The organism is Vibrio gigantis (assembly GCF_024347515.1).
GTDB classification, from domain to species: Bacteria; Pseudomonadota; Gammaproteobacteria; order Enterobacterales; family Vibrionaceae; genus Vibrio; species Vibrio gigantis.
Map to the genome: position 1 here is coordinate 618,517 of NZ_AP025493.1, position 11,082 is coordinate 629,598.

The window sequence follows — 11,082 nt, forward strand, 5'->3', positions numbered from 1 at the left end:
AAGGTGCGTAAAGTAGTGAGCATGTCGCAGGTGTGGTATTCATGATGCTCCGAAAGGAATCGATTAGAGTTTGGCAAGGTAAACATACGTGAGCTTGTATAATCATACAATACTGACTGAACTAAATATGTGAATAGTGACTTTTCACTTACCCTGCTACCTACTTGCCGACCGCAAGCTAAACTAATACAACGTCATGACAATCAAGGGACTTCAATGAACACTCCTCATCGTATTCGTTCTTCTGCACTTGCAATCATCGTATCAGGCGTCATTGCTTCAACCCCAGCGTTTGCGTGGCAGGCAGAGAAGATCACAGACGGTCTCGTGATCCCTTGGGGGTTGGCTTATATCAATGATAAGTCCATGCTAGTCACAGAAAAATCAGGCGTCATTAAATACGTTGATTTAAAAACGGGCGACCAAAACACACTGTTCAGGCTGCCAAATGTTTGGAGTAAAGGCCAAGGTGGATTATTGGATATCGCGCTTTCTCCTTTTGAAAACGGGAAGTTCTACGTCACTTACAGTAAAGACGTCGATGGTGAAGGCGTAACGACACTGGCTTCTGCTAATTACAGAAATAATGAAGTGTCCAATTGGCAAGATGTTTTTGTCTCCAAGTCGAGAACCGACACAGGTCGTCACTTTGGGAGCCGCATTACCTTTGATGATAGTCATCTGTACTTTTCCATTGGCGACCGTGGTGACCGAGACAATGGTCAAAATACCTTAACCCATGCTGGTTCGATATTGCGGCTAAATGCTGACGGGAGCATACCAAGCGACAACCCTTTCATAAATAACGACAAAGTTCTCGATGAGATTTGGAGTTTCGGTCACCGCAACCCACAAGGGCTTTTCTATGATTTCCCAAGTCAAAAACTTTGGTCTATTGAACACGGTCCCCGTGGCGGTGATGAAATTAACCTAATAAAAGCAGGCGCTAACTATGGCTGGCCGGTGACATCACATGGTAAAGAGTATTGGGGCCCTATCAGCGTTGGTGATTCGGAAACCAAAGAAGGCATTGAAGCACCTAAAAAGGTATACATTCCCTCAATCGCACCGGGAAGTTTGATTGTCTACCAAGGCGAAAAGTACCCAGAACTGCAAGGCAAACTGTTGGCAGGGGCACTAAAACTTACCCACATCAATATCGTCACAGTCAACGAGCAAGGTGAGGCAATAAAAGAAGAGCGCATTTTAGAGGACTTAGGGGAAAGGATAAGAGACATCGAAACATCACCAAGCGGCGACATATTCTTCAGCACCGATAATGGCAACCTTTACCGCTTGAAAAAGTAGTCAGAGTTCATTCACGTAAAGACATTTACCTTACAACTAAATTTATAAATACAAGCCGTTAAAGCGGGCTAAACATCCAATTAGCGGCTTTTGATTTACAAAAAACAATTCGCAAAAACAGTGCAATTACTCCAAATTCACCATCAATTTCGACCACCTTTTTCACAAAAACTACAACAAATCACCATACAACTGTAACTCTATGATATTTAAGGAATGCAAAGTTTGACTACCCCCAAGTTTCTGCAACCTTTCACTATGGATTCGATTGACTATCCCCTGATTTGATTTAGACTTCACTCGGCTAGAAAGAAAGTTCTTTGTATATAAACATTTCGTTGGATTACTAGTAACCCCGTGGTGTTGTACGCAATAGCAATAAACTTTTCCGCGCTATCAGTGCCACATTGGCTCAAAATAAAATTTAATTTTAGGATATCATCATGTCTAACACAGTTACTGGTACAGTAAAATGGTTCAACGAAACTAAAGGCTTCGGCTTCATTCAACAAGAAAACGGCCCAGACGTATTCGCACACTTCTCTGCTATCACAGGCGACGGTTTCAAAACTCTTGCTGAAGGCCAAAAAGTTGAGTTCGTAGTATCTCAAGGTCAAAAAGGCCCACAAGCTGACAGCATCAAAGTACTTTAATTCAGTATTTTAAAGCTTTCTAAAAATAGCCAGCCTCTGCTGGCTATTTTTTTACCCGCTATTCAGAGATTTAAGGTAATATTCCCCTTCACTATTTCTACCTAAGACACCCTCTCAATGGCTCTTAAACCGACAATCTATAAGTTTCGTATCTCATTAACCGATATGAATCGCGACTATTACGACTCTTTCAATCTAACAGTTGCACAACACCCTTCTGAAACAGAACAGCGAATGATGGCTCGAATCATGGCTTTCTGTATCAATGCATCTCCTGAACTTGAGTTCACTAAAGGGTTGTCTAGCATTGAAGAACCCGATTTATGGCAGAAGTCGTTAGATGACCAAATCCTAGAATGGATTGATGTTGGCGAACCAGACCCAGAGCGCGTTAAGAAAGCAACTCGCTTATCTAAGTCAGTAAGCGTATTCAGCTTCAACACCAAATCGAATGTTTGGTGGGAGCAAAACAAAGGTAAATTCGGTTACCTAAAAGCTCAAATCGTTCGTCTAGACAACGATGGTATTGAGCAACTAGCTGCGATGACACAACGTACGATGGATCTTTCTGTAATGCTGACAGGCAACTCAGCTTTCGTTAACAGCGACACGCAATCCGCAGAAGTAACGTGGGAAGAGCTACAGAGTAATGACTGAGATCCAAACTCAGACTGAATCTCAGCGCCAAACTAAGCTCGAAGCTTGTTTGCAGCTCGCTGGTCTCGATTCACTGAAAGCGCTGACGACTGGCTATGAAAAAGAGTTAAAGTCATTTACTGACGAAAACCACGCCCTTTTTAAACATGCCAGTGAGAATAAGCCTGACAATTCAGAGCGACAAACCTTACTTGGGCTGTTAACAAAAGTGCATATCGATGTGAGCTATCGCTTTGAGAGTAATAAAGAAGCCAGCGAAGCGATGCAAAGCGTTTTCGATAGTACAGTAGGCAGTGAACACGGCGACAAATTTCAAAACTCCAATGCTCAGCAATTGAAGTTAGTAACGCACTTATGGTTGTTCATTCAAGGTCGACTTGGGATGGATTATAGCCTAGCCAACGATCACGCGGCAGCGACCGCCAAACTGCTGTCTCGCTTATCAAGAAGCACAGACGACGAAATCCGTGTTGAGTTCATGGCGAGTTTTTATGATGGCTTGAACATCTATCAAGCAGAGAACAAGCCATCTGGTATTGTTCACCAGTTAAAGCGTTTGTTTAACCTGTCGTAAGCATTCCACCAGCTGCTGTATCCAAGTTGCGCTTTATAGATTCTGTAGAGCGCATCTACTTCCAACCACCGTTTCCACAATCAATTCAGGCATAAAAGCAGATTCCCTATTACGCTCGTTCCTCGCTTTAGGGAATGACGAATGTATGTGCTCCAAATTTATTGATTGCGTTCCACCTAAACACTTACACAGATAAACCAATGATCACCAGTATTCTTAAGATGTTCCGAGGTAAGCTCGCCGAAATTCTCCGTCATCCCTGAGAAGGAGGAACAACTGAGTTGGGGCTCTCCTATCCACGCTCCTGAAAACTCATATTACAGATACAAAAAAGCCCCGCAGAGTGCGAGGCTTAAAATCTTGGTTGTCGATTTTCTGAGGCTAAATCGAGCTTATCAAATAACGAAACGTATTAACGCAGGCCGTGCAAGAATTCGTGGCGCGTAGCTGGGTTTGATCTGAAGATACCGCCCAGTGCTGTCGTTGTTGTTTCGCTGGTTGCGTCCATTACACCACGTGATTTCACGCAGTAGTGAACCGCATCCATGGTTACAGCAACGTCATCAGTTTCGAGTAGTGTTTGCAATGCAACAAGGATCTGCTGTGTCATACGCTCTTGAACTTGCGGACGCTGAGCAAAGAATCGAACAATACGGTTAATCTTTGAAAGGCCGATGATTTTTCCACGCGGGATATAGGCTACCGCTGTCTTACCATCGATCGTCACTAAGTGGTGTTCACAAGTACTGGTCACGGTAATGTCTTTTACACGTACCATCTCACGAACACCCATTTTGTTTTCGATTACGGTAATTTTAGGGAAATTGGCGTAATCCAAACCAGAGAAAATTTCATCCACGTACATTTTAGCAATACGTTGCGGTGTTTCTTCCAAACTGTCGTCCGTAAGATCAAGTTCAAGGAGAGTTAGAATCTCACGCATATGGTGTTCGATTCGTTCCTTTTTCTCTTCTCGGCTAACCTGGTTAGGACTCATTGGTGTCTCTAATCCGCGGCTTGCTAGCGCATCTTTAACCAACTTCGCTGATTCGCTAAGACCTGACATTGAACTTCCTCTTTTATTACCCCTTCTGGATGGCAAACAAGGATACTCGTAATTTTGAATAAATACACCCATATTTTAAGGGAGGTCATTATTTACGGGGCTTAAACTATGCTAAAGTGGCTGCAATTTCGTTGGCGAGCCATCATGATTTGATAATTATTGAATCCTTATTGCCAACCACCAAATCAAAATAATAACGACCAAAGGATTTCAATTATGGGCTGTTGCGACGCTCCGGGCTTGATGCCAATTGAAGAAGCACTAGATAAGCTGCTATCACCAATTAAACCTATTCAAACGACCTTATCACTGCCATTGGCTGAAGCATTGGGTTACGTACTTGCTGAAGACATACTATCCCCTATTTTTGTTCCTCCTTTTGATAACTCAGCAATGGACGGCTACGCACTACGCTTAGCAGACCTAGAGAACGGTAAAGTGCTGCCTTTAGCGGGTAAGTCCTTTGCAGGTCAACCTTTTGAAGGTGAATGGCCAGAAAACACATGTATTCGCATTATGACTGGCGCGAAGATCCCGGAAGGGTGCGATGCGGTCATCATGCAAGAAAATACGGCTGAAACTAACGCTGGTATCGAGATTCAACAAGACGGTATCAAACTGAACAATAACATTCGCCCTACCGGTGATGACATCAAGCAAGGTGACATCGTTCTTAGCCGCGGTGAACGTTTAACGCCTCGTGATATTCCAATGATCGCTTCACTAGGCGTGAGCCATGTGACTGTTGCACACAAACCGAAGGTCGCTTTCTTCTCTACCGGTGACGAACTAAAACCATTAGGTCAGCCTCTTGAAGATGGGCAGATCTACGACAGCAACCGCTATGGTATTAAACCGCTGATTGAAGCGTTTGGTTGCGAAGCGATTGATCTAGGCATTATTCCTGATTGCCCTGCAACGCTTAAAGAAACCTTTGTGAAAGCACAAGAATTGGCAGACGTAGTGGTCACTTCTGGCGGCGTAAGTGTCGGCGAAGCGGATTACACCAAAGATATTCTTGAAGAGCTTGGAGAGATCGGTTTTTGGAAACTAGCAATCAAACCAGGCAAACCATTCGCGTTTGGTGAATTAGACAACGCTTGGTTCTGTGGCCTTCCGGGTAACCCAGTGTCTGCAATGATGACCATGTACGTGTTAGTTCAACCTATGCTGGCTAAACTTGCCGGTCACACTGCGTGGACAGCGCCAGAATCTATTCCAGCGACAACTAAGTCGGCATTTAAAAAAGGCCCTGGTCGTACTGATTATCAACGCGGCATCTACTCGATTGAAAATGGTCAGTTTGTTGTTGAAACAACAGGTAATCAAAGTTCAGGTGCTTTCCGCTCAATGAGCTTAGCGAACTGCTTTGTGGTACTAGAGCGTGAACGTGGCCGTGTAGAAGTCGGCGAAACAGTTCAAATTCAACTGTTTAACTCTACGCTTTACTAACGAGGCTTGCTGATGGAAATACTTTCTGACGCAGAGATGCTTCGCTATAACCGCCAAATCATCCTTAAACAGTTTGATTTTGAAGGCCAAGAATCATTGAAACAGAGCTCGATATTGGTCTTAGGCGCCGGAGGCCTGGGTTGTGCCTCTGCTCAATACCTTGCCACCGCTGGTGTTGGTAAGCTGACTCTTATCGATGACGATATTGTTGAGCTTTCAAACTTACAGCGCCAAGTACTTCACACCGATGCCGACATTGGTAAGAAGAAGGTCGATTCGGCAGCAGAATCACTGCAGGTATTAAACCCTCATCTGATAATTGAAACCGTCGATAACAGGCTTGATGACGAAGCGCTTGCTAAGTTAATCGAAGCACACTCGTTAGTGCTTGACGCCAGCGACAATGTGGAAACGCGCAATCAACTTAACCGCTTATGTTACTCATCAAAAACGCCTCTGGTTTCTGGTGCTGCGATTCGTATGGAAGGCCAGATTAGCGTGTTCACTTATCAAGATGAAAATGCTCCTTGCTACCAATGTTTGAGCGCTCTATTCGGCAACGCTGCACTTAGCTGTGTCGAAGCTGGTGTGATGGCTCCCGTTGTTGGCATGGTGGGCGCAGCTCAAGCTTTGGAAGCGATCAAGGTTATTGCTAAGTTTGGACAACCAAAGCAAGGTAAGCTTCTGATTCTCGACGCTATGTCACACAGCTGGCGTGAGATGAACTTAATGAAGATGCCTAATTGTTCGGTGTGTGGCTAAGTAAATCACAAGTTACATAGCTGCTTTCTAACTCTTCAAGCCCTGACTGATGTCGGGGTTTTTTATGTTCGGAATTGAGTTTATACAATCTTGATTTCAAATTGACACACTTCATGAGTAATCAGTTTCATTTGAATTCTCATTTTGAGAATATTCAGAACATAGAGCCACCAGTAAAATAAAATAAATAAAATCAACAAGTTAAAAATGGCATATAACTTGATTAAGTATCTATACCTTCCACGACAAGGATGTAGATATGAGAATTACAACGTTAAGTTTGCTATTGAGTGCGCCCCTAGTCGCCAACGCAACCCCATTTGATACCTGCCCGAGTAAGGCTTACTTGTTTCAGTCAAAACCCGTCGAAGTTTGGGGAGTCAATCTAGTTACAGGTTCAACTACCCTATTAGAAGATGACACGGGAATGAACGCTAACATTAACGGTGTCGGTTTTGATTTCCAAGATCGTTATATTTATGGCTATGACACAACTAACAAACGCTTAGTTCGATTAGGTCAAGATTTCCAAGCGGAAGTCGTCAACACAAGCGGATTGCCAACTGACCACACTTTCTATGTCGGCGATGTCTACGACCATGTTTACTACCTTTATCGCACAGGAAAAGGGTTATTCACTGTTGACCTTTCTCCTTTAGATTCAGATCCAAATGCAACCGTGACAGTTAACAAAATTGCAGGTAGCCCAGCAACTGTAAAATTAACTGATTTTGCCTTCCATCCAAGTGATGGCTCTCTATATGGTATTGATAATAACTCGGGCGGATTGTACCAATTCAACCCAACCACAGGAGCCGAAACCTACATCGGCGATACCGGTGAGTTAGGTACGTTCGGTGCCGGCTATTTTGATGTAAACGGCTACTACTACGTGTCTCGAAATCAAGACGGTAAAATTTACCGAATCAACCTATCTCCCGACAACGCTGCCAATATCGCAGCAGGTATAGTTCCAGCCGTCGAATTTGTATCGAATGGACCTTCCTCTAATCAAAATGATGGGGCACGTTGTGCCAACGCACCGGTTGTTGATGAGGACTCAAATATCGACTTCGGTGACGCGCCAGACAGTTACCTCACTCTACTAGCAAGTAACGGCCCTCGACATGAAATCGATGGCATCACATGGTTAGGTACCGACGCACCAGATGCTGACCTAGATGGTTATGTTACTCCACAATCTGATGAGAGCGTGGGCATTGATGACGAATGGGTAAACGGTGGTATCGGCTTTGTTACAGGACTTGAAGCCGGGTTGGATTCAAAAGTCGTCATTGACGCTTCAACAACTGGTTACCTTTCAGCATGGATAGACTGGAACCAAGACGGCAGTTTCGATGGTGCAAATGAACAAGTATTTACCGATTACCTACTAGATGCGGGGGAAAATGAGTTGTTCCTAAACGTGGATATTAACGCATTATCTGGCACAACATGGGCACGCTTTAGATTCAGTCAACAGACCAATTTGAGTTACTTTGGTGGTTCTACATCTGGTGAGGTAGTCGATATTCAAGTTGACGTACTAAATGATGGCGCAACAGCTCGCTACTTCCCTAGTGCTTCTGGATACGCAACGCTCGCTTATGAGGATAACTGGCCGTACAAAGCCGATTACGATATGAATGATGCTGTCCTGTTCTATCGCATAACGGAAATCCTAAAAGACGGAAAAGTGGTGAAATCAACCATTGATGGACGCCTAGCCGCAGTTGGCGCTAGCTATCTAAACGGGTTCGCTGTCCGCTTACCAGATCTTGCTCCATCATCAGTCAATACTGGCAACTCCTATATGAAACACAATGGGGTATACACCGATTTAGGCTTAGAAGATGGGCGCAGTGAAGCTATCTTTATTGTCGCTGAGAATCTAACAGATAAAATTGACTCTTCATGTAATTTCTATCGAACCGTTAGTTCATGTAAAGAAGATGAACAATTCTCTTTCCAAATTGGTATCACCCTTGCTGATAATGGAATTGACACGAGCAGTTGGACCGACATGCCTTATGACCCATTTATCTTCGCTACACCAGGCCACTATCATGGCGATAACCTACCTCTACATCCAGGACGTAGCTGGGAGGTACACTTACCAGACCAAGCACCTACCGAAGCCTTCGACACGGTAAACCTATTTGACTCTGGAATCGGTGTTGACGATAGCGACCCCGCAACAGGTAAATATTTCAAAACAGCAGAAAACCACCCTTGGGCTCTAATTATCACCTCAACAGAAGAATGGGAATGGCCGCTAGAGTACGTGGATATTGTAACTGCTTACCCAGAGTTTAAGCAGTATGCAGAGTCAGGCGGTGAAAATAACCAGACTTGGTATACATCACCAGCAGACAACCAATGCTACGAGCCATAAGGAGAGACGTCATGACTATCAAAGATAAACAAAATCGAGAACATCATAGCGTTGAGTTGAGAACCAACTTCTCTAAGGAAAATAATATGTCTGCACAAAGCTCTTGGAATATGAAGAAGTCACTAGCCGTTATTTTGGCTGCAGCTCCTTTGATACTAGCCGGTTGTGGGGGCGGTGGAGGTGGTGGCGGTAGTTCTTCGACACCAGCCACAACTCCGGCCAGCCCAGTGACGGCACAGGCTTTTACAATGGAGGACTTAGTTGTACCTGACGGATTCAATTATGACTCTGTTGAACAGTTTGATCTCGACATCGACATCAGCAGCATTTCGACAGACCGTTCTTTTGTGACCGTTTACAGCCGTTTTAGTACAAGAGATGACTCAACTTTGAAGCCCGATTACTCCAGTAAAGTAATTGCAGGTCCATTAGACAATGGTGTGTTCGCCTCAAACTTTGCAGCACCAGTAAACCATGAAGCACTCTTGATAGAGATTTGGTTTTACGATGGTCAACCTCCATTGCAACAAGTGGTTTCCAGCGGTGATTCTCAGATAGTTTGGTAGTCAGAGGCAACACGACAACCTATAGAACTAAAAGTGAGCACTATTGCTCACTTTTTTATTGTTCAACTAACCGAAGCCTCGGTTTCTTTTTAATTACATTCACTTTCTAAACTACCTAACTTATATTTTAAGTACTGACTTTTAAGGCGTATGCGAATGAAATCGTTGAAATTTGGTTTGCTAATCTTAGGTTGTGGGGCCGTCTTGATCTGGCTCCTCACTTCCTTTCCTATAACGTCAAGCTCCGGAGAGCAGTTAAAGGCTAAGGTTATAGCTAACACTCTCACCCAATCGCTTGACGGGCATAGACGTTATCTAACGTTACAAGCGAGTGACCAGGAAATATTTCGTGTATCTGTCGCTCCTGCCACAGACTGTCCTATTGATTCTATGGTGACGCTTGATACATTAACTAATCAAATAACCGGACAAAGCAGCTATCAGTTCATTGACTGTCGAGCTGAGCAGTAGCCATCGATATAACAACAGTATTCGAAATAACAATAGTATTCGAAGTAACAACAAGAATGGATATAACAAGAATGAATCAGCTACTCATCTCACCAGAACAACTTCAACAACGTTTGCTAGAAAAAGACAACATCATCATCCTCGACGCCAGCATCGAATTTCAAATTCCAAATGAGTCCGAAAAGATCAAAGGACAAATGATTCCTGGGGCGATTCGTTTTGATTACGACAAAGATTTTTGTAACAAGCACACTCTGCTTCCTCACATGTTCCCGACCGAAAAACACTTCAACACTCGCGCAAAAGAAATTGGCATCAATCGAGACAGTACGATTGTGGTTTACGATAACTCCGGAACCTTCGCTTCACCCCGTGCGTGGTGGATGTTTATGGCGATGGGACACAACAATGTATATATCTTGGATGGTGGTTTACCCGCTTGGATAGAAGCTGGTTACGCGACCGAGGCTGACTATCGAACCGAAATAAAAGCGGGTAATTTTGAAGGCAATATTCAAGACAACTATTTTGTAAATGCTCAGAAAATTGAAGGTTACTCAAGTGACATGAGCGCAAACATTATAGATGCTCGTTCTCAAGCTCGCTTCGATTCAGAAGTTCCTGAACCACGTGAAGGCTTACGTAGTGGCCATATACCAAATTCAATTTGCCTACCTTTTGCACAAGTACTCGACAACGGCAAATTAAAGCCCCAAGGAGAGCTTGTCGATATCTTTTCAGCACTAGAATTAACCCCTTCTCAACCTATGTTCTTTAGCTGTGGCTCTGGAGTAACAGCCTGCATCATATTGTTAGCCGCTAAACTCGCTGGTTATACAGGTGAAATGGGCATTTACGATGGTTCATGGACAGAATGGGGTGCCAACGACAAACTGCCTATCGCCGTGACTAAAAAGTAATTCAACTTCGCTTACTGCTACTGTTAGAATATACTGCACATGCATAAAGAGCTTGCTCCTAAAAAGGAGAAGCTCTTTGTTATTATACCGTAACGACTCTCGGTTGAGCTCTCTGCAATTAGCCAACAATAAACTTAGATTAATCAAACACTAATCGTTATCGTTGTTATGAATGTTAATTTCTTACTCAAGAATCCCGAAACGTAGTCGTTACACTATTTAATCATTAGTCATTATCGATGTGTCTTCTTAGTTTTA

At 43.6% G+C, this 11,082-nt stretch carries 11 protein-coding genes; 10 read left to right on the forward strand and 1 reads right to left on the reverse strand.

Features of this window, described 5'->3' with window-relative positions; genetic code table 11:
• Positions 1-216: 216 nt before the first annotated feature.
• The 4 genes from OCV56_RS18870 to OCV56_RS18885 all read left to right on the forward strand — a co-directional run bounded on the left by OCV56_RS18870 (position 217) and on the right by OCV56_RS18885 (position 3,192).
• The gene (locus OCV56_RS18870; protein WP_086712694.1) at positions 217-1,308 is read left to right on the forward strand and encodes a PQQ-dependent sugar dehydrogenase; all 1,092 of its coding nucleotides are present in this window, start codon (positions 217-219) and stop codon (positions 1,306-1,308) included.
• A 443-nt stretch (positions 1,309-1,751) separates the two neighbouring features.
• On the forward strand, positions 1,752-1,961 hold the full coding sequence (locus OCV56_RS18875; RefSeq protein ID WP_010430417.1) for a cold-shock protein: 210 nt from the start codon (positions 1,752-1,754) through the stop codon (positions 1,959-1,961).
• A 117-nt stretch (positions 1,962-2,078) separates the two neighbouring features.
• Positions 2,079-2,618: a YaeQ family protein gene (locus OCV56_RS18880; RefSeq protein ID WP_086712693.1), complete on the forward strand. Its 540-nt coding sequence runs from the start codon at positions 2,079-2,081 to the stop codon at positions 2,616-2,618.
• On the forward strand, positions 2,611-3,192 hold the full coding sequence (locus OCV56_RS18885) for a hypothetical protein (protein ID WP_086712692.1): 582 nt from the start codon (positions 2,611-2,613) through the stop codon (positions 3,190-3,192). The genes OCV56_RS18880 and OCV56_RS18885 overlap by 8 nt, the downstream gene beginning before the upstream one ends.
• A gap of 412 nt (positions 3,193-3,604) precedes the next feature.
• Here the strand turns inward: OCV56_RS18885 and folE are convergent, their stop codons facing one another.
• Positions 3,605-4,258, reverse strand: a complete 654-nt coding sequence (gene folE / locus OCV56_RS18890) for a GTP cyclohydrolase I FolE (protein ID WP_017061725.1) — start codon at positions 4,256-4,258, stop codon at positions 3,605-3,607.
• 216 nt (positions 4,259-4,474) lie between these two features.
• On the opposite strand from folE, the gene moeA reads away from it, so the two are divergent.
• From moeA to OCV56_RS18920, 6 genes are all read left to right on the forward strand, one after another.
• The gene (gene moeA, locus OCV56_RS18895; RefSeq protein WP_086712691.1) at positions 4,475-5,710 is read left to right on the forward strand and encodes a molybdopterin molybdotransferase MoeA; all 1,236 of its coding nucleotides are present in this window, start codon (positions 4,475-4,477) and stop codon (positions 5,708-5,710) included.
• Positions 5,711-5,722: 12 nt separating this feature from the next.
• Positions 5,723-6,472 (forward strand): molybdopterin-synthase adenylyltransferase MoeB, encoded by a 750-nt coding sequence (gene moeB / locus OCV56_RS18900; protein ID WP_086712690.1) that lies wholly within the window; start codon positions 5,723-5,725, stop codon positions 6,470-6,472.
• Between the two features lie 259 nt (positions 6,473-6,731).
• Positions 6,732-8,867, forward strand: a complete 2,136-nt coding sequence (locus OCV56_RS18905; protein WP_086712689.1) for an LruC domain-containing protein — start codon at positions 6,732-6,734, stop codon at positions 8,865-8,867.
• Positions 8,868-8,878: 11 nt separating this feature from the next.
• Positions 8,879-9,433, forward strand: coding sequence for a hypothetical protein (locus OCV56_RS18910; protein ID WP_086712688.1), 555 nt, complete (start codon positions 8,879-8,881; stop codon positions 9,431-9,433).
• Positions 9,434-9,589: 156 nt separating this feature from the next.
• Positions 9,590-9,904, forward strand: a complete 315-nt coding sequence (locus OCV56_RS18915) for a hypothetical protein (protein WP_086712687.1) — start codon at positions 9,590-9,592, stop codon at positions 9,902-9,904.
• Between the two features lie 71 nt (positions 9,905-9,975).
• Positions 9,976-10,824 (forward strand): sulfurtransferase, encoded by an 849-nt coding sequence (locus OCV56_RS18920; protein WP_086712686.1) that lies wholly within the window; start codon positions 9,976-9,978, stop codon positions 10,822-10,824.
• Positions 10,825-11,082: the final 258 nt, after the last annotated feature.

Coding starts and splice junctions, on each gene's coding strand:
- OCV56_RS18885 (WP_086712692.1), top strand. CDS start 2,611: ATGACTGAGATCCAAACTCAGACTGAATCTCAGCGCCAAACTAAGCTC.
- OCV56_RS18870 (WP_086712694.1), top strand. CDS start 217: ATGAACACTCCTCATCGTATTCGTTCTTCTGCACTTGCAATCATCGTA.
- OCV56_RS18920 (WP_086712686.1), top strand. CDS start 9,976: ATGAATCAGCTACTCATCTCACCAGAACAACTTCAACAACGTTTGCTA.
- moeA (WP_086712691.1), top strand. CDS start 4,475: ATGGGCTGTTGCGACGCTCCGGGCTTGATGCCAATTGAAGAAGCACTA.
- moeB (WP_086712690.1), top strand. CDS start 5,723: ATGGAAATACTTTCTGACGCAGAGATGCTTCGCTATAACCGCCAAATC.
- OCV56_RS18875 (WP_010430417.1), top strand. CDS start 1,752: ATGTCTAACACAGTTACTGGTACAGTAAAATGGTTCAACGAAACTAAA.
- folE (WP_017061725.1), bottom strand. CDS start 4,258: ATGTCAGGTCTTAGCGAATCAGCGAAGTTGGTTAAAGATGCGCTAGCA.
- OCV56_RS18910 (WP_086712688.1), top strand. CDS start 8,879: ATGACTATCAAAGATAAACAAAATCGAGAACATCATAGCGTTGAGTTG.
- OCV56_RS18880 (WP_086712693.1), top strand. CDS start 2,079: ATGGCTCTTAAACCGACAATCTATAAGTTTCGTATCTCATTAACCGAT.
- OCV56_RS18915 (WP_086712687.1), top strand. CDS start 9,590: ATGAAATCGTTGAAATTTGGTTTGCTAATCTTAGGTTGTGGGGCCGTC.
- OCV56_RS18905 (WP_086712689.1), top strand. CDS start 6,732: ATGAGAATTACAACGTTAAGTTTGCTATTGAGTGCGCCCCTAGTCGCC.